Below are 19,571 nucleotides of genomic sequence, written 5' to 3' on the forward strand. Positions count from 1 at the left end.
GTAAATGGAGTCTCTTTCACAGCTTTTTTATCTACATGGTATTGGCTATGAATACACCAAGTATACTGGTGAACACGTGGTTTTTAGCGATGCAACCCGCAGTGCGGCACTCAGTTGTTGTGGTGTTGATGTTACGGATCACGCCCAAATTTCTCATTTAAATATCAGCTTAGATGCCAATAAATGGCTGCAATTAGTACCCGATTGTAGTTTGGTATGTGCTGAACAACCAGCCGTTAAAGTGCGTATTGATAAGCGTATGTTAGGGCAACAATGTACAGTCTCATTTGCGCAGCTTGATTTGCCCAGCATTACTCACCAATTAGCTGATTTACAATGCAGTGGCGATTATTTGTTTAACGACGTCACTTATTTAGAGCTCATTTTCCCGCTTCCAGCATTGCCTACTGGTTATCATGATGCAAGCATTAACGTTGCAGGTTTAACGGCTGAAACTCAACTGTGGGTGACACCTAAATATAGCTTTCAAGTGACGGATAAAAAACAAAGTGGGCTTTCAATTCAACTTTACAGTTTAAAAAATAATGCAGCACTAGGGATAGGCGATTTTGCCGATTTATTATCGCTGACAGAGCAAGCAGCAAGTCATAAACTGGATTATATTTTACTCAATCCACTGCATTTATTATTTTCTGAGCAACCAGAGCGAGCAAGTCCATATAGCCCGAATAATCGTGCATTATTAAATCCACTCTATATATCAATTGATTTATGCGATGACAGCATTAATAACCCCAATATCACTGCGTATTTACAAAGCAACTATGCGAGTGACTTTAAAAAGCGGACTCTGCAGTCGCAGTATATTAATTACAGTGCAGTGAGTGAGTTCAAATACGCAGCCTTTAACTTGCTATACCAGCATTTTTGTATGCATGGGAGTAAGCACCGCAAACAACACTTTAGTGATTTTTGTCAACAACATGGTGCGACACTTGCGACCTTAAAAGTTACTGACAGCGACTTTGCTTACTACTTGCAATGGCAAGCATATGTGCAATTAAAATTATGCCAAACTACTGCCCGAGAGCAGGGAATGAGTATTGGTTTGATCAATGATTTAGCGGTGGGTTGCGCCGGCGATGGTAGCGAATTCCTCAATCAACAATCGTTATTTACCGATTCTGCTTATGTAGGCGCACCGCCTGATCCATGGGCAGAGCATGGCCAGAACTGGGGATTGCCAGCACTGAATCCGATTAAGCTCAGTGATAATAATTTTAGCTACTACCGAGCATTGATCCGTGCAAATATGGAAAACGTCGGTGGTTTGCGTATCGATCATGTTATGGCAATTCGCCGTTTATGGTGGTGTTTCGAGCATCAACAGCAACAAGATGGTTGCTATGTGTATTATCCATTTGAGCATTTATTAGCGGTACTGACAATAGAATCCCATTTGAATCAATGTATTGTCATTGGTGAAGATCTTGGGGTTGTTCCACCAGAGGTGAAAGCTGCACTTGCAGATAAAGCAATATTTTCAAATAGCTTATTCTATTTTGAAAAAGATTATCAAGGTGAATTTTTAGCGGCCCAGTCATTTGCGCCACAATCATTGTTAATGGTTGCAAACCATGATGTACCGCCTTTCTTTGGTTGGTGGCAGGGGCTTGATCTTACTTTGAAATTAAAATATCAATTAATTGATGAACAACAGTTAACTCAACTGCGTGCAGACCGAGATATTGAAAAACAACGACTACTGCGTTTTCTGTCAGGATGTGCAGCACACACCTTGTTTTTAGATAGTACAGCAAGTGATGTTTATCAGGCGCTGACCTTAGGCTTGGCCGCTGCACCAGCGCGGTTATTTACTATCCAGCTCGATGATTTAGATGAGCAAACGTTACCTGTAAACATTCCTGGAACGGATCAAGAATACCCTAATTGGCGTCGGGTATTAACGCATTCAAGTGAACAAATATTCACACGTCACAGTGCATTCCTCAGTGCTATTAATTCCATAAGGACTAATTAAATGAACAGTATTGTTCGTAAAACCGCAAAGTCACAGCACTATGATCAACAAGTTAATGCTTTAAAGCGTGGCTGTTTTAAAGATCCGTTTAGTTTTTTAGGCGTACATGCAATTACTGACACGCACAGTGAAATACGCTGTTATATGCCCGGGCAACAAAAGTAACGATAAAACTGCCTCAGCAAATGATTGTTAGCACACGCTATGGTGATTCAGATTTATTTATAGCACAGCTTGATAATCAAGATATTTCAGCTTATCAGCTAGTGGTAGATTACAGCGATTGTCAGGTTATTTGTGAAGATGTGTATAGTTTTGATAGCAGCCTAGATGATAGTGCTATGTACTTATTTAATGAAGGCACATTAGAGCACGCATATCGCCATCTTGGTGCCCACTTTATTGATTTTAAAGGTGTTTCAGGTGTACGTTTTAGTGTTTGGGCACCTAATGCTAGCAGTGTTTCAGTTATTGGCGAATTTAATCACTGGCAGCAAAGCCAACACTTTATGCGTTTTAACCCTGCGTCTGGAGTCTGGGACTTATTTATTCCAGAGCTCAGTGAAGGTCAGTGTTATAAGTTTTCTATAACAACTCTCAGTGGCGAAGTGCTCGAAAAGGCTGATCCATTTGCATTTAAAATGCAGCAAGCACCAGGCACTGCTTCCAGTACTTCAAACTCGGCCCGCAGCAATTAAACTAACTGATAAAATGCAACGTCAGCGTGTTAAACGCAACGCGATTGATGCACCTATCTCTATCTATGAAGTGCATTTAGGTTCTTGGCAGCGAGAAGAGGGAGATCGTTATTTAACTTATCAAGAATTAGCACAGCGGTTAATTAATTATGTCACTGAACAAGGCTTTTCGCATATCCAACTTATGCCGATCAGTGAATTTCCATTTGATGGTTCTTGGGGGTATCAGCCAGTTGGCTTATTTGCACCAACGAGTCGGTTTGGCGGTTTGGATGATTTTCGTTATTTTGTAGAGCAATGTCACCAAGCTAACATTGGTTTACTCATTGATTGGGTTCCAGGCCACTTCCCAAGTGATCCGCATGGCTTGCATCGTTTTGATGGCACACATTTATTTGAACATGCCGATGTGCGTCAAGGTTTCCATCCAGATTGGAATACCTATATCTACAACTATGATCGCCCAGAGGTCCGCAGCTTTTTAGTTGCTAATGCAATGTATTGGTTAGAAGAATTTGCCATTGATGGATTACGTGTCGATGCTGTTGCCTCAATGCTGTACCTTGATTACAGTCGTGAAGATGGACAGTGGATCCCGAATAAGTTTGGCGGGCGCGAGAATCTTGGTGCTATTGAGTGTTTAAAGCAAGTTAACTTACGTTGTTATGCTAATAACCCTGGCATTATGATGGTGGCTGAAGAGTCAACAGCGTGGCCTGGTGTTACCCGTCAGGTGAATCATGATGGCTTAGGATTTGGCTACAAGTGGAATATGGGCTGGATGAACGACAGCCTTCACTATATGCAACGCGATCCATTATATCGCCAACATCATCATCATGAATTAACTTTTTCGATGGTGTATGCCTATAGTGAAAATTATATTTTACCTTTGAGCCACGATGAAGTGGTGCACGGTAAAGGCTCATTAATTGAAAAAATGCCTGGTGATGATTGGCAAAAATTTGCAAATTTACGCGCGTACTATGCATTTATGTGGGCGCATCCGGGCAAAAAATTACTGTTCATGGGCGGTGAGATTGCCCAGCGTAGCGAGTGGAATCATGATCAATCAATTGATTGGCATTTGCTTGAGCATCTATCGCATCAAGGTGTGCAACGAACTATCGCGCAGCTCAATAAAGTATATCGCGAAGTTCCAGCTTTACATCAGCTAGATACTGAACCGTCAGGTTTTAGCTGGATCGATAATCAAAATGCTCAACAGAGTATTTTTAGTTTTATTCGCTTTGCTAAGAAAGCCAGTCATTACGTGGTTGTGGTAAGTAACCTCACACCAACGGTTTATCATGATTATTGTATTGGTGTGCCAAGCTCAGGTGAATTTGAAGTAATTTTAAATACCGATGATGAACAGTTATTTGGTTCTGGAGTACAAGTGTGTGGGCAATCAGCTAAAACAACTAGTACAGCAACTCCATGCCACGGGCATCAACATAGTATTAAACTCTCACTGCCAGCGCTTGCGACGGTTTATTTAAAAAGGGTGGCTGATGAGTTTATCGATTGAATTAAATAAAGGGCAAACTTTTCCGCTGGGAGCCAGTGTATTAACAAACGGTGTAAATTTTGCCGTTTATGCGCCATTGGCTAAACAGTTGTATGTGTGTTTATTTGATGCCAGTGGTCATACCGAAGTTTTAAAGTTAGCAATGAATAATAATGAAGGGGGGATATGGAGTTTACATATAACCCCACTGGCTATGGGCACTTTATATGGTTATCGCGCAGAAGGTGAATATCAACCTAAAAAAGGATTGTTTTTTAATAGCCAAAAATTGTTAATTGATCCCTATGCAAAAGATTTATTTGGTGAGTTTACCTGGAGTGAACGCCACTATGGGCAAATGCCTAAAGGTACTTTGAGTACGGTAAATAACGCCATTGATATCCCTAAATCTAAAGTCACACAGTTGCAGCCTTATCAAGGTAAAAAACCGGGCCATAGTTGGGGAGAAACGGTTATTTATGAATGTCACGTTAAAGGCGCCACAGCACGACATCCCTCTATTCCAAGTCAGCTACAAGGTACCTATTTGGGCTTGAGCCATCCCAGTTTTATAGAGCATTTACGTACACTTGGCGTAACCACTTTAGAATTGTTACCGGTACATAGTTTTATTAGCGAACAGTTTTTAACCGCCAAAGGCCTGCAAAACTACTGGGGTTACAATACATTAAATTTTTTACACCAAATAAAGATTACTTAGTAACTGATGAAATTGGTGAATTTCAACAAATGGTTACTAAACTTCATCAAGCGGGTATTGAAGTGATTTTAGATGTGGTTTACAACCACACCGCAGAGGCTGGTAGCGACGGTCCTTTGTTATCTTGGCGCGGCCTAAATAACCCTGGTTATTACCGTAGTGTTAACGATAACCCTGAAGTTTATATCAATGACACTGGGTGTGGTAATACCTTAAATATAGACGACCCATTTAGCTTGAAAATGGTACTCGATAGCTTACGTTATTGGGTAGAAATAATGGGTGTTGATGGTTTTAGGTTTGATTTAGCAACTATTCTTGGACGGACGCCGCATGGCTTTAGCCAAACCCATAGTTTTTTACAAGCAATCAATCAAGATCCAGTGTTAAGCCAAGTGAAATTAATTGCTGAGCCTTGGGACATAGGCCCTGGTGGTTATCAATTGGGAGCATTTCCTGCGCCTTGGCGTGAGTGGAATGATAAATACCGTGATGTTGTTAGGCGCTTTTGGCAAGGGCAGCACAATATGCTGGCTGATCTTGCAAAACGTTTACATGGCTCTTTTGATTTGTTTGATCATAATCACCGTGGGCCATTAAATAGTATTAATTTTATAACCAGTCATGATGGCTTTACTTTAACCGATTTAGTGAGTTACGAACAAAAGCATAACGAAGCAAATGGTGAACAAAACCGCGATGGGCACAGTGCTAATTATTCGTTTAATTGCGGTGTTGAAGGCTTTACTGATGATTTAAAAGTTACCTCCATGCGGTTACAACAACAAAAAAACTTTTTACTTACCTTACTACTTTCCAAAGGGGTGCCTATGCTGTCATCAGGCAGTGAAATGGGGCACTCGCAAGGAGGGAATAACAATGCTTATTGTCAAAATAACCGCACTAGTTGGCTGGCATGGAAAGACTCGCAGCGTAGCCACAGCCTCATTCGTTTTATTGACGATGTATTGACCTTACGAAAGCAACACTGTGTGTTTAAACACAGTGTATTTTTACACGATAGCGATAAGCGATTTAGTGTTGATTGGTATACCGAGCAAAGCCAAGCCATGCAAGAAAGTGACTGGCATGATGGTTCAAAACAGTTTTTGATGTATAGCTTAAAAGATACACAACTAAATACGGCATTACTCATTATTTTGAATGCCAGTAATGTGGCAGTTAAATGTCAATTACCTGCTAATCACGATTTATCGGTATGGCGTTTAGCGCTTAGCAGTGTTGATCAAGCAATGGTTAAAAATACAGAACAGTTTGAGGTTGCTGCACAAAGCAGTTGGGTTTTTACAGCCAATTTAGAGGACGAATGTAATGGCGAATAATGGTGAACAAATGTGTGTTGCTAAAGGTTGGCAAGATGCCCCTTTAATAGATGAAAGTACGCTTGAAGATGATTTATCACGCCATTTCTATTATACCCTTGGGCGCGATAAGGTCGGAAAGTCTCAACTGTATTTGTATAACGCACTAGCGTTGACAATTCGCGATCGATTAGTCGCTCGTTGTCGAGCAACAAAACAGCAAATGCACAGTGAAAAGCGTCGTAAAACGGCTTATATATCACTTGAGTTTTTAATGGGCCGAGCACTAGGTAATGCCATTTTAAATTTAGATTTAGAAGAGCAAGTCAAACTTGCACTTAATAATTATTGCGCTCACATTGAACATGTTGCGCAAGCAGAGCATGACGCTGGGTTAGGTAATGGTGGTTTAGGCCGCTTAGCTGCGTGTTTTCTAGATAGTTGTGCGAGTTTAGCATTACCTGTAACCGGTTATGGTATTCGTTATGAATACGGCATGTTTAACCAGTCAATCGAAAATGGCCATCAAATAGAGCAGCCTGATAATTGGTTACGTGAAGGGCATCCATGGGAGCTGAGCGCACCAGAGCAAGCCAAGCGTGTTAAGTTTTTTGGCCATGTTGAAAGTTATACTGATAAGAACGGACGCATTCATCGACAATGGTTAGACACTGAAGATGTATTAGCTGTCCCTTATGATGTGCCGATCCCTGGCTATAAAAATGACATAGTTAACACCCTCAGACTCTGGAAATCAGAAGCCACTGATGAGTTTGATTTAGGTGAGTTTAACGCCGGTAGTTACTCAGAAGCCGTCGCGCATAAAAACCTTGCCGAACAAATCACCATGGTACTTTATCCTAATGACAGCAGCGAAAATGGTAAAGAGCTACGTTTAAGGCAGCAATACTTTTTATCGTCGGCGAGCTTACAAGATATTGTTGGTCTATGGGTATCACAGCATGGTGAAAAGTTTAGTGATTTTGCTGATTTTCATGTTTTTCAACTTAATGACACCCACCCAAGTATTGCTGTTGCAGAGTTAATGCGATTGCTGATTGATGATTATGACTTGGATTGGGATGCTGCATGGCAGATCACCACAAAAACCATGGCGTATACCAATCATACGTTGCTTCCAGAAGCGCTCGAAAAGTGGTCTGTGTTATTATTTGCGCGTTTATTACCGCGTATTCTTGAAATAATTTATGAAATAAATGCGCGCTTTCTTGCTCAAGTTGCGTTGGCATGGCCTAGGTGATGTTGCAAAACAACAAGTGTTGTCTTTAATTGAAGAAGGCTCAGATCCACAAGTAAGAATGGCGTATTTAGCCATTGTTGGCAGTTTTTCAGTTAATGGCGTAGCAGCATTGCACACAGAATTACTTAAAGAAGGTTTGTTTAAAACTTTTTATGAATTGTGGCCTGAAAAATTCAACAATAAAACTAATGGTGTAACGCCAAGGCGGTGGATAGCTCATTGTAACCCTAAACTAACCCAGTTGATTGGTGAAAAAATTGGTCAAGATTGGGTGAGGGATTTTGCGCAAATTAGCCAGCTGCGTCGCTATTATGATGATGTTAAATTCCATAAACAATGGCAAAGCGTCAAACTTGAAAACAAACAACGGCTAGTTGATTTAGTCAAAGCACGTTGTGGTGTTGAATTTGATACTAGCATGCTATTTGATGTGCAAGTTAAACGAATTCATGAGTATAAGCGCCAATTACTGAATGTATTACACATTATTCACCTATATGACCGTATTCGTCGTGGCGATACCGCCAATTTAGTGCCACGCTGTGTATTACTAGGAGGCAAAGCAGCACCAGGGTATTACATGGCTAAGCGCATTATTAAGCTAATTAATAATGTTGCAGATGTGATCAACAAAGATCCACTTGCTCAGCCTTATTTACGGGTGGCATTTTTACCAAATTATAATGTTACAGCAATGGAAACTATTTGCCCCGCAACAGACTTGTCTGAACAAATTTCAACCGCAGGTAAAGAAGCATCTGGTACTGGTAATATGAAGTTTATGATGAATGGTGCGCTGACAATTGGCACTTTAGATGGTGCTAACATAGAAATTCGCGATGCAGTAGGAGCTGATAACTTCTTCTTATTCGGTGCACAAGCTGAGCAAATTGAAGGAATAAAACAAAGCTATAACCCATTACATATTATTCATAATACACCTGACTTACTGAATGTTATGCAATTACTTGAAAGTGGGCACTTTAATTTATTCGAACCTGGTTTATTTGACGACATTATTGGTGCAATCAAAAGTCCTCATGATCCTTGGTTGGTTGCCCACGATTTTGATAGTTTTGTACAAGCTCAAAAAGCTGTTGAACACGCTTATCAAGATCAACAGCATTGGACGCAAATGAGTATTTTAAATACTGCGGCCAGTGGTACTTTTTCAAGTGATAGAACGATCAGCCAATACAGTGATGATATTTGGCATTTAGAAGCATTAACAACATCTAGTTCGGCCGACACAGCCGTAAGCAATAGCAAAGATTAATACGGAGATAAATTATGCCAAGTTATGCAAATCGCTACATAAGTAGTCTGACACGAGAAACCTACGCACTGATTTTAGCAGGGGGCAGAGGTTCACGCTTACATGAATTAACAAATTGGCGGGCCAAACCGGCGGTTTATTTTGGTGGCAAACATCGTATTATCGATTTCCCGCTATCAAACTGTATTAATTCAGGTATTCGTCGTGTTGGGATTGCAACACAATATAAATCGCACTCGCTGATCCGCCATGTTAACCGTGCATGGGGTCATTTTAAAAAGGAACTGGGTGAATCTGTAGAGATATTACCTGCATCACAGCGTTATGGTGACGAATGGTATTGCGGCACTGCTGATGCGGTGTTCCAAAATATGGATATTATCCGTCATGAGTTACCTAAATATGTAATGATTTTATCTGGCGATCATGTTTACCGTATGGATTACGGTGGCTTATTGGCAAAACATGTAGAAACTGGTGCGGACATGACAGTGTGCTGTATAGAAGTTCCCTGCGAGGAAGCTGCAGAAACATTTGGTGTGATGACGGTAGATGAAGAAAAGCGAGTGCGTCGTTTTGACGAAAAACCGAAAATGCCAAGTTCAATTCCTGGTCGTCCGGGGACTTGCTTAGCATCAATGGGTAATTATGTATTTAATACTGAGTTCTTATTTGAACAACTAAAAAAAGACGCAGAAAACGAAGGTTCAGGCCGTGATTTTGGCCATGATATTATTCCGGCAATTATTGAAGAGCATAATGTATTTGCTTTTCCATTTCGAGAGCCTGGTCATGACGGCCAACCTTATTGGCGCGATGTGGGTACACTGGACTCATTTTGGGAAGCAAACATGGAGCTGGTGATGCCAGAACCACAGCTGGATTTATACGATCCAACTTGGCCTATTTGGACCTACCAAGAACAACTGCCACCCGCTAAGTTTATTTTTGATAATGACGACAGACGTGGCATGGCTGTAGATTCAACCGTATCAGGCGGCTGTATCATTTCAGGCTCGGTGGTTCGTAAATCACTGTTATTTTCTAATGTACATATTCGTTCATACTGTGAAATTGAAGAGTCGGTGATATTACCAGGTGCAATTATTCAACGTAATTGTCGCATTCGTCGTGCTATTATCGACCGCGGTTGTGAAGTGCCTGCGGGTGTTGAAATCGGTTTTGATCGTAAGGTCGACGAGGAAAATGGTTTTAGAGTGTCTAAAAAGGGCATAGTATTAGTGACTCGTGAAATGCTCACAGAACTTTCCAAAAAGCTTGAGCGCCAAGAGCGTGAGAGTAAACAGTTAGCTTAAATATCATACAGTTGTAGGAAGTAAGAAAAAGATGCATGTATTAATGGTTGCGGCCGAAAATGACGCTTTACCAAATGCCAAAGTGGGTGGTGTTGCAGATGTACTACGAGATTGTCCCAAAGCATTAGCGGAGCTTGGCTTAACCGTTGACGTGGTTATTCCAGATTATGGTTTTACCGCGTTAGAGCGTGTGCAATTAGGCACGCTCCATGTGCCCTTTGCAGGATATATTTATGATGTTCAAGTGTCGCAAGTATATGTAGATCAGCAGCAAGTCAGGCAATTAGTAATGTCACATCCGTTATTTAGCCAGCACCATGGCGCTGTATACTGTAATGATGATGGTGACCGACCTTTTGCCACTGATGCCACTAAGTTTGCATTATTTAATGCTGCAGTGTGTGAAGCGCTATTGCAAGGTGTTATCACCCGTCCCGATGTGTTGCATTTGCATGATTGGCACAGTGCGTGTGTGGCGGTATTGTTAAAGTTTGATCATCGGTTTGCATCTTTTTCTTCTTTGCGTAGTATATTTACAGTACACAATATTGCACTGCAAGGGATCCGCCCATTCAAAGGAGATGATTCAAGTTTAGAAGCATGGTTTCCGGCGTTAAGTTATAACGGCGAGGTATTATGCGATCCGCGTTATCCTCATTGCTTTAATCCGATGCGCAGCGCTATCAATTTAGTTGATAAGATACATTTAGTATCTCCAAGCTACGCACTAGAAGTATTGCAAGCCAGTGAACCGCATAACGGCTTTTTTGGTGGCGAAGGTTTAGAGCGCGATTTGAATAATGCGATGGCAAACAATAAAGTCGTCGGAATATTAAATGGCTGTGAGTACACTGAGCACAATCAAAATGCGCAGATAAGCAGTACGTTATCACAATTATACTTTGAAATAGAGCAGGCATTGTTTGCTTGGATGGCTAAAGAAGTTAACCTGCAAAGCAGTTACTATATAGCTCATCAGCGGTTACAGCAGTTTATTGAGCAGCCAGTTAAAGGGCCTTTAGTCACCAGTGTTGGACGCCTAACCGATCAAAAAGCTTTGTTACTGCGCCAACCCTACGAAAACCAGCAAGTGCTTGATGCATTGTGTGAAAAGTTAAATGAACAGCAAGGACGTATGATAATTTTAGGTTCCGGTGACGCGGCTCTTGAAGATGTCATGACAGCCGCCATGGCGCGTAATAGTAACCTATTGTTTTTAAGGGGTTATGGTAATAACGTTGGCGAATTACTGTATGAGTTAGGAGACTTATTCTTGATGCCAAGCTCCTTTGAACCGTGCGGTATTAGCCAAATGCTAGCTATGCGAGCTGGACAGCCTTGTTTAGTGCACCAAGTTGGTGGCTTAAAGGATACCATTACACATATGGAAAATGGTTTTAGTTTTAGTGGTGACACATTACAAACACAAAGCGAGGCGCTAGTAACGTGCTTTGCTAATACTCTTACTCTGAAACAAGAACAACCTAAACAATGGGTCGAAATTGTCAGCAATGCAAAGGCTGCTCGCTTTACATGGTCCCACGTAGCAAAGGACTATATTAGTAAACTTTATAATTAATACTGCTATTTATCATCTTACTAGCTATAATGGATTGTAATAACATTATGATTTAGTTACTTAGTATTGTTTTTTATTTTGTAACTAACCATCAATAGTCGAGTTTAAGGGTGAAAAAGTGCAAGTATTTGTTGCGCGCCAAGCAATATTCAATCGTCGTCAACATGTAGTTGCCTACGAATTGTTGTTTCGTAATAGTAGTGATAATTATTTTCCGGATATTGAAGAAAGTGTCGCAACGGCGAAACTGATCATGGAAAATCAGCTTAATTTTGGCACTCGACATATTACTTCTGGTAAAAAAGCACTGATAAATATCGGTCCTGATTCTTTAAAAATGGATTTATGTGCATTTTTGCCTTCGCAAGATGTGGTACTTGAGTTGCTCGAAACAATTGAGCCGACTGAAGAAAACTACCAGCTATGTCGTGCGCTGTTTCATAAAAACTTTGTGTTAGCACTTGACGATTTTGTATATGAGCCTAAGTGGGAAAGGTTTTTAAAACTTGTTAAATTAATCAAATTTGATATTCAAATAACACCTTTGCAGCAAATTGAACCGCTTATTCGACGGCTGCAAAAATACAAAAAGCTAAAGTTGCTTGCCGAAAAAGTCGAAACTATTGATGATTTTAAAATAGCTCATAAGATGGGCTTTGATTATTTTCAGGGTTATTTTTTTGCCAAGCCGGTAGTCATTCAACAAAGAGATATTGATATAAACTATGCATTAGCCTTGACCATCTATGCACAAGTTATGAAAGAGCATCCTGATATCAATGCGATTGCGCGATTGTTTCAATTAGATACAGCGTTAGCATTTAAGTTATTAAGATTGATCAACAGCGGTGTGTTTCCTGTCCAAAAAGAAATAGAGTCACTCAAACAGGCTTTAGTTTATTTAGGTCATGATCATATAAAGAAGTTTGTTAGCTTGATTATCACCGCTCACGTTGCACAAACGAAACCTAACGAATTGATCAAAATGTGTATCATTCGGGCCCGATTTTGTGAGCTGATAGCGAAAAAGATAGCGCCTTCGCAAGCGAATAGTGCCTTTTTAACCGGTCTTTTTTCGTTGTTGGATGCAATATTAGATCGCCCAATGGAGCAATTACTCCTTCGTTTACCATTTCCAGAACCAATCAAAGACGCTCTAATGGAAGAAAAAAACACCCTGTATTATATCCTTGCAACAGTAAAAGCGTATGAATCAGGTAGCTGGTGGGCTATGGAGCAAGCAGTTGTATTTATTAACATAAATAGTGATTTACTGCCGAAGTTTTATCGAGATGCGCTAGACTGGTCAAACATACATAAGCACAACTAATAAGTCGAGCCCAATAATGCGTAATCAAAATATGGATGTTATTCGTGGTGTTGCTGTGCTTGGCTTAATGTACATGAATGCCTATTCCTTTGGTTTATTTGAATTTGGTTACGTACCATTACAGTCCCCGCCTTTTTCGGATCATGTTATTCAATGGGTGAGCCTTAGTGTTATTGACGGCCGCTTTCGCAGCTTATTTTGTTTACTCTTTGGTGCTGGCTTATATATTCAGTGGCAGCGTTACCAGCAGGTTGAGCAATTGCAAAAACGCTTAAAAGTATTGGCCGTGTTTGGTTTACTACATGGCTTTTTGTTGTGGGCTGGTGATATTTTGTTTATCTATGCATGCGCAGGTTGGTTGGTCATACAGTACCTTGATGCGAGTGACGAGATGTTATTAAAACGCGGTTGGCAATTTCTATCATTAGCCGCAGCGATAACTTTTTTGATAGCCTTAATTGACCCCACACTGACTATCTATCGAGATTCAGCCGATTTTTTAGCAAGTTATAATGCTTCACGAGGATCGGCATTAACTATTTTTGTCAATAATAGTGTGATGTTTATCGTGATGCTCATTGCACTTCCGCTGATCACTTTGTGGATGGCTGCAGGATTAATGCTATTCGGTATTTATGGCTATAAAAATAAACTGTTTGAGACTGGTTTAACTAAATTAAGCAAAATCAGAGTTTTGTCAATTGCGCTACTGTTAAGTGCGATTAGGATCAGTTTTGAATATCAATCTAGCTTATTTATTAGTGCATTAAAAGAACCCGTAAGCTGGTTTGCAGCATTATTCACAGCCCTATTAATTATTCATTTTGTGGTAAGGCTGACGACAAAACATGACTTTCACTTTATTGCATTGCAGCGTGCAGGAAGGCTCGCATTAACTTTATATCTAATGCAAACTATTTGCTTGTTAGTGTTGTTTAAAGTTTTTTATCCGCACTGGGTGCTAAGCTTTAATCATTTAGAATATTACGTATTAGTGAGTGGTTTAGTCATTTTTCAACTTAGCTTTAGTGTGATTTATTCGCGTTATTTTAAGCAAGGTCCAATGGAATTTATTTGGCGAAAGTATACAAATGCTGCTTGAGTTGAAGCTACTGTAAATAGTGTGGTAATTTTTTCTCTGTCACTGTAGGTTAAAATTAGCGCAAACCTACATGCCGTAAAACAGAGCAATCGTTTAAGTATAAACAAACCGATTAGGTGCTTGCTGTGAAAAGGCTAATAGTTGGTTTAACAGCGCTTTATACTGCGTGATTAATTTTAACAAGTGGCTTCTATTGTTTGCAATCTGTGCCTTGTCTAAATCGCTTTTAAATTCAACTGCGCTCGCATCTTAAGGTGGTTTGGGTATACAATATCGGCCTTTAAAATTAATGTGAATTTGGCTCATGACAGACTTAAAACGATTAAATAAATTTATTAGTGACACCGGTTTTTGTTCACGACGCGAAGCGGATAAATATATTGAAGATGGTCGTGTTACTGTCAATGGTATACGACCGGAAATGGGTGTCAAAGTAGCATTGTCTGACACGGTACTGATTGATGGTAAGCCGCTGAAGAAAGTGCCGAAACGGGCGTACATCGCTTACAACAAACCCGTTGGTATAACCTGTACAACTGAGCGTAAAATTCAAAGTAATATCGTCAAAGCGGTTAACTACCCAGATCGTATTTTTCCAATTGGTCGCTTAGATCGGCCATCAGAAGGGTTGATATTTCTGACAAATGAAGGGGATATCGTCAATAAAATTCTTCGTGCTGGCAATAATCATGAAAAAGAATATGTTGTTACAGTCGACAAGCCATTAAATCGTCAGTTTGTGAATAAGATGGCAGGTGGTTTACCAATTTTAGATACAGTTACGAAAAAATGCAAAGTTACACAAACAGGACCGCAACAATTTACTATTGTATTAACGCAAGGTTTGAATCGTCAAATTCGTCGTATGTGCGAGTACTTGGGCTATGAAGTGGTCACCTTAAAACGCGTACGTATTATGAATGTCACGTTAAAAGGCTTAAATGTTGGCCAGTGGCGCCATTTAACTGAGCAAGAAATGGCTGAGATTAATAATTCGATTGCCGACTCGGGCAAAACAGAAGAGTTATCAGTGGATGAGAACAAACAACCTGCGAATATCAGCAAGCCGAAACAAGCACGCACGCCTTACAAAGAAAACGATAAAAAGCGTGATTTTGCTAAGCATGTCAAACAAGGCCGTTTTGATTCTAAAAATGACCAAACTAACGCCAAACCTGCAAGAAGAAATAGCACCACTCGCACAGGCACATTAAGCCTTAAAAAATAAGATCAAATTGTAAAACCAGGAACAACATAAATGGTGCTCCTGGTTTTATTTAAACCTCAGTTATTTTGCTTTTGGCACCTCAATTTTAAATAGCACGGTATAAAGCACCGGCACTACGATTAATGTCAACACGGTTGCAAAGCCTAAACCAAACATAATCGTCACCGCCATTGATTGGAAGAACACATCAAATAATAATGGGATCATTCCTAAAATGGTGGTGATTGCTGCCATCGCAACGGGGCGCACACGGCTTACACCGGAATCAAATACTGCTTGATAAGGCTCTTTGCCTTCACTGAGCTCAAGGTTGATCTGATCTACCAACACAATGCCATTTTTAATCAACATACCGCTTAAGCTTAATAACCCAAGTAGCGCCATAAAACTAAATGCGGCGTTCATCACTAGCAAGCCGGCGCTGACACCGATGATTGCTAAAGGTACTGTGGCCCAAATAACCAGTGGTTTTTTTACTGAGTTAAATAGCAACACAGTGACTGCAAACATCGCTAAATAGCCCAAAGGTAACGAGCCAAAAATAGCTTTTTTTGCCTTTGTTGATGATTCAAACTCACCGCCCCATTGTAATTCATAGCCATTAGGGAGTTTAATTGCTTCAATACCTGGCCTGACTCTTGAAAATAGTTTAGCGGGTGTTTCATCGCCTATTACGTCATGATCGGCCATTACTGTAATAGTACGTTTGCGATCGCGGCGCATTATTAGGCTGTCTTCCCACTGTACAACAAACTCATCCACCACTTGAGTAACTGGCACGAATACGCCTAATACTGGGCTGTATATTTGTAGGTCACGGAGGCTTTCAACATTAAGACGCTCTTGTGCAGGTGAGCGGGCAATAATTGGGATCTGTTGAGTACCATCTTTGTAAATGCCGACTTTTTTACCGGAAAAACTGGTTAATAATAGTTGGTCCAAGTCTGTTTTAGCGATACCCAGACGCCGCGCTTTTTGTTCGTTAAGTTGCGGGCGAATGAGTTTTGAGCGTTCACGCCAATCATCACGAATATTATAAGCACCGGCATCTTTTGCTAGCACTTCTTTTGCTTGTTTAGCTAATTGGCGAAGCACTACTGGATCAGCCCCCGAAAAACGCGCTTCTATTTTAGCATCAGTAGAAGGGCCTATTTCCATACGTTTTATTTTAAGCTTGGCATCAAATACATGGTTGTATTCATAGTCGCGAACTTTTGCAATCATCGTCGCCACTGCTTCGCGGTCTTTTACACGGATAATTAATTGACCATAAGCTGGGTATGATTTTTCAGGTGCGTAGGTCAACATAAACCGTGGTGCGCCTTGGCCTATCGTTGATGTTACTTCTTCGACCAGCTCATCTTTTTGTAAGAATGCTTCGAGTTTGGCGACGCCATCTAAAGTGGCATGAATATCAGCCCCTTGTGTATGCCAATAATCTACGTAAAACATTGGCGTGTTAGAAGCTGGAAAAAACGCTTGTTTAATAAACTTAAAGCCAAAAACAGAGCTAGCTAATAAAACGACCATCAACAATAAAGTGGTTTTACGAAAACGCATCGAGGTGCTTAATAAACTTTTATATAGATTAAAGATCACACCTTGATATGGGTCTTCATCATGGCTTTGCTGCTTGAGCTCTGTTTCTTTAAACATTAAGTCAGCAAAGAAAGGAGTTAAGGTAATGGCAGTGATCCAGCTTAATAATAATGAGATAAATAATACCCAAAATAAGCTGCCGGCAAATTCCCCACTAGCGTCAGAGCTTAAGCCAATTGGCGCAAATGCAGTAATAGCAATCACGGTTGCGCCAAGTAAAGGCCACTTTGTTTGCTCCACTATATTAGCCGCTGCTTTTATCTTTGTTTGCCCTCGCTTTAGGTTTATTAAAATACCTTCAGTGACTACGATGGCGTTATCAACCAACATTCCTAATGCAATGATCAGTGCACCTAAAGAGATACGTTGTAAATCAATCGCAAACAGTTTCATGAAAATGAATGTACCTAATACGGTCAGCAATAAAATTGCCCCGATCAGTACGCCACTTTTAAAGCCCATAAAGACAAGCAGGACAACAATAACGATAGCGACAGCTTCGAGTAAGCTGATGATAAAGCCATTGACTGATTTTTCGACTTCAACAGGTTGGTTATAAACGGTATTTATTTCCATGCCATGGGGGCGCTGATATTCAAGCGATGCTAAATGCGCTTTAATGTTATCGCCTATATCCACAACGTTTACACCACTGCTAAACGATACGCCAACGAGCAAGGCTTGCTGCTGGTTAAAACGGATTACATTATTAGGTACTTCGGCGTATTCACGAAACACCGTTGCAACGTCACCGAGGTAAATCAGTTCATTTTCACCTGGTTTTGAGATCAGTAGATTTTCGAGCTCTTTTACGTCTTTGAATTCGCCTGTTGGGTGCAGTCTAATTGATTCATCGCCTACGCGTATTTTACCTGCATTCGATACGGTATTTTGTGATTGCAATAATTGATATATTCTAGTTGGTGCAATACCAAGCTGCGCCAGCTTACGCGTCGATATTTCAACCATCACCTGTGCTTGTTGTTCACCACTGACGGTCACTTTACCTACGCCGTCAACGAGTACCAGTTCGCGCTTTAAGTAATCAACATAGTTTTTTAGTTCGTCATAAGAGTAACCATCGCCAGTGACGGCATACATTACGCCGTATACGTCGCCAAAATCATCTAAAATGGTACTTGGGTATACACCACTTGGCAGTGATGAAGCGTTATCGTTAATCTTGCGCCGTAGCTCATCCCAAATTTGTCGTAAGTCTTGTTTGCGATAGTTGCTTTTCATTTCAACGGTAATTTGTGATTTCCCTGGAGATGAAATGCTGGTTACGTAATCCACATACGGCAATTGTTGAATTGCATTTTCAATCGGAAAAGTAACTTCATCTTCTACCTGTTGTGGTGAAGCGCCAGGATATAAGGTGATCACCATGGCTTTTTTTATTGTAAATTCAGGGTCCTCAAGCTGACCAAGTCCTAAATAAGATACTACGCCACCGATTAATAGTAATAGCGCGCACATCCAACTGACGACCTTTTGTTTTATGGCAAGTTCAGCAATGCTCATTTTATAAGCCTCGCTCTTTTTGCCACGGACGTACTTGCATGCCTTCTTTAAGGTAGTGAACACCAGCCGCGACCACAGTTTGACCTTGCTCTAAACCAGCAAGCACTTCAATACCACGTCGATGTAATTGGCCAACTTCAACAGCTTGCTTTTTCACCTTGCCAGTCTGTGGATCGTATAGCCAGACATAGCTGTTATTAGTAGGCTGTGTTGGTTCAGAGAACACCGCTTCAACAGGGAGTAAAATATAGTGTGATTGCGAGTGAGTAACTTTACTTAGATCAATATCTACACTGCCGGTCATGCCTGCCAACAGGTTAAAATCTTTAGGCACTGGTAATGAAAATACCACCTTGTAAGTTAATGTGGCTGGATCTGCTTGGGTGTCGAATTCTTTAATCATTAAGGTATATGATTTATTTGGGAAACCGTCAAAAACCACGCTTGGCTGATAGTCAATGTCTTTATCAATACGGGCGATTAGTTTTTCGGGTACTTGAATGATCACATCCATTAAATCACGGGTTTCTAAGCGAAGAATGTTTTGTTTTGCTTGGATATTCTCAAAGTTTTTAACAAACACTTTGGAAACGGTGCCGCTAAAAGGGGCACGTAATTCGCTATTATCTAAGTTGGTTTTTGCAATTTTTAATGCCGACTCAGCTACCTGTTTATTGGCAAGTGCCTGATCAAGTTCGGATTGACTGGTAATTGATTTATTAAATAGTTTTTGTACGCGTTCAAGTTGCGAGTGCGCCAATTCAAAACGTGCTTTTCGCTCATCATATTGCAGTTGAAAATCTTCAGGGTCTAACTTGGCAAGGAGTTGATCTTTTTCAACATGTTGACCTGCCAATGCCAGGAACTCTAATAACTCACCGTTAACTCTAAACGCCAAATAAGAGCCTTGATTTGCCACTACTTCTGCCGGAAAACTGCGTATTGTCTGATCTGAGTTAGTATCAATTTCAAATAGTTTTACTGGACGAATAGCTTGTTCGACGTGAGTGTCGGTATTTGATTCTTTACAGGCGACTAAACTCAGTATTAATGTTGATATAATTAAAACTGGCGACAGTTTCATGGTCTTCTCCGTGGCTATG

Annotated in this window: 8 protein-coding genes and 3 pseudogenes; 9 read left to right on the forward strand and 2 right to left on the reverse strand. The window is 40.5% G+C overall.

Annotation, left to right across the window (positions count from 1 at the left end):
• Window positions 1–4 precede the first annotated feature (4 nt).
• The 9 genes and pseudogenes from malQ to rluF all read left to right on the forward strand — a co-directional run bounded on the left by malQ (window position 5) and on the right by rluF (window position 15,345).
• Window positions 5–2,002, forward strand: coding sequence for a 4-alpha-glucanotransferase (gene malQ / locus P4S61_RS21175; RefSeq protein ID WP_145235924.1), 1,998 nt, complete (start codon window positions 5–7; stop codon window positions 2,000–2,002).
• Window positions 2,003–4,231: pseudogene (gene glgB / locus P4S61_RS21180) on the forward strand (1,4-alpha-glucan branching protein GlgB).
• Window positions 4,215–6,274: pseudogene (gene glgX, locus P4S61_RS21185) on the forward strand (glycogen debranching protein GlgX). The pseudogenes glgB and glgX overlap by 17 nt, the downstream one beginning before the upstream one ends.
• Window positions 6,264–8,790 (forward strand): annotated as a pseudogene (locus tag P4S61_RS21190) (glycogen/starch/alpha-glucan phosphorylase). Before glgX ends, P4S61_RS21190 begins: the two co-directional pseudogenes overlap by 11 nt.
• A gap of 14 nt (window positions 8,791–8,804) precedes the next feature.
• Entirely contained in the window at window positions 8,805–10,106 is a 1,302-nt protein-coding gene (glgC, locus tag P4S61_RS21195; protein ID WP_145235911.1) for a glucose-1-phosphate adenylyltransferase, read from the forward strand.
• A 31-nt stretch (window positions 10,107–10,137) separates the two neighbouring features.
• Window positions 10,138–11,685 carry a glycogen synthase gene (locus P4S61_RS21200; protein ID WP_337119158.1) on the forward strand — a complete coding sequence of 516 codons (1,548 nt, stop codon included), beginning with the start codon at window positions 10,138–10,140 and terminating at the stop codon, window positions 11,683–11,685.
• A 118-nt stretch (window positions 11,686–11,803) separates the two neighbouring features.
• Window positions 11,804–13,015, forward strand: coding sequence for an EAL and HDOD domain-containing protein (locus P4S61_RS21205; RefSeq protein WP_182731590.1), 1,212 nt, complete (start codon window positions 11,804–11,806; stop codon window positions 13,013–13,015).
• Window positions 13,016–13,031: 16 nt separating this feature from the next.
• Window positions 13,032–14,117, forward strand: coding sequence for a DUF418 domain-containing protein (locus P4S61_RS21210; protein ID WP_145235902.1), 1,086 nt, complete (start codon window positions 13,032–13,034; stop codon window positions 14,115–14,117).
• Window positions 14,118–14,421: 304 nt separating this feature from the next.
• A complete protein-coding gene (gene rluF, locus P4S61_RS21215; protein ID WP_145235899.1) occupies window positions 14,422–15,345 on the forward strand; it encodes a 23S rRNA pseudouridine(2604) synthase RluF in 924 nt (307 codons plus the stop codon).
• A gap of 60 nt (window positions 15,346–15,405) precedes the next feature.
• Here rluF and P4S61_RS21220 read toward each other — a convergent pair whose 3' ends face one another.
• Window positions 15,406–18,468 carry an efflux RND transporter permease subunit gene (locus P4S61_RS21220; RefSeq protein WP_145235895.1) on the reverse strand — a complete coding sequence of 1,021 codons (3,063 nt, stop codon included), beginning with the start codon at window positions 18,466–18,468 and terminating at the stop codon, window positions 15,406–15,408.
• 1 nt (window position 18,469) lies between these two features.
• Complete coding sequence (locus P4S61_RS21225) at window positions 18,470–19,552, reverse strand: efflux RND transporter periplasmic adaptor subunit (protein WP_337119159.1); 1,083 nt, start codon at window positions 19,550–19,552, stop codon at window positions 18,470–18,472.
• Between the last annotated feature and the right edge of the window lie 19 nt (window positions 19,553–19,571).

The organism is Pseudoalteromonas sp. B160 (assembly GCF_037162485.1).
In the GTDB taxonomy this organism is placed as follows: domain Bacteria; phylum Pseudomonadota; class Gammaproteobacteria; order Enterobacterales; family Alteromonadaceae; genus Pseudoalteromonas; species Pseudoalteromonas rhizosphaerae.

What these genes read in the sequence shown, in the direction of transcription:
- malQ (WP_145235924.1), top strand. Translation starts at nt 5, where the DNA reads ATGGAGTCTCTTTCACAGCTTTTTTATCTACATGGTATTGGCTATGAA.
- glgC (WP_145235911.1), top strand. Translation starts at nt 8,805, where the DNA reads ATGCCAAGTTATGCAAATCGCTACATAAGTAGTCTGACACGAGAAACC.
- P4S61_RS21200 (WP_337119158.1), top strand. Translation starts at nt 10,138, where the DNA reads ATGCATGTATTAATGGTTGCGGCCGAAAATGACGCTTTACCAAATGCC.
- P4S61_RS21210 (WP_145235902.1), top strand. Translation starts at nt 13,032, where the DNA reads ATGCGTAATCAAAATATGGATGTTATTCGTGGTGTTGCTGTGCTTGGC.
- rluF (WP_145235899.1), top strand. Translation starts at nt 14,422, where the DNA reads ATGACAGACTTAAAACGATTAAATAAATTTATTAGTGACACCGGTTTT.
- P4S61_RS21220 (WP_145235895.1), bottom strand. Translation starts at nt 18,468, where the DNA reads ATGAGCATTGCTGAACTTGCCATAAAACAAAAGGTCGTCAGTTGGATG.
- P4S61_RS21225 (WP_337119159.1), bottom strand. Translation starts at nt 19,552, where the DNA reads ATGAAACTGTCGCCAGTTTTAATTATATCAACATTAATACTGAGTTTA.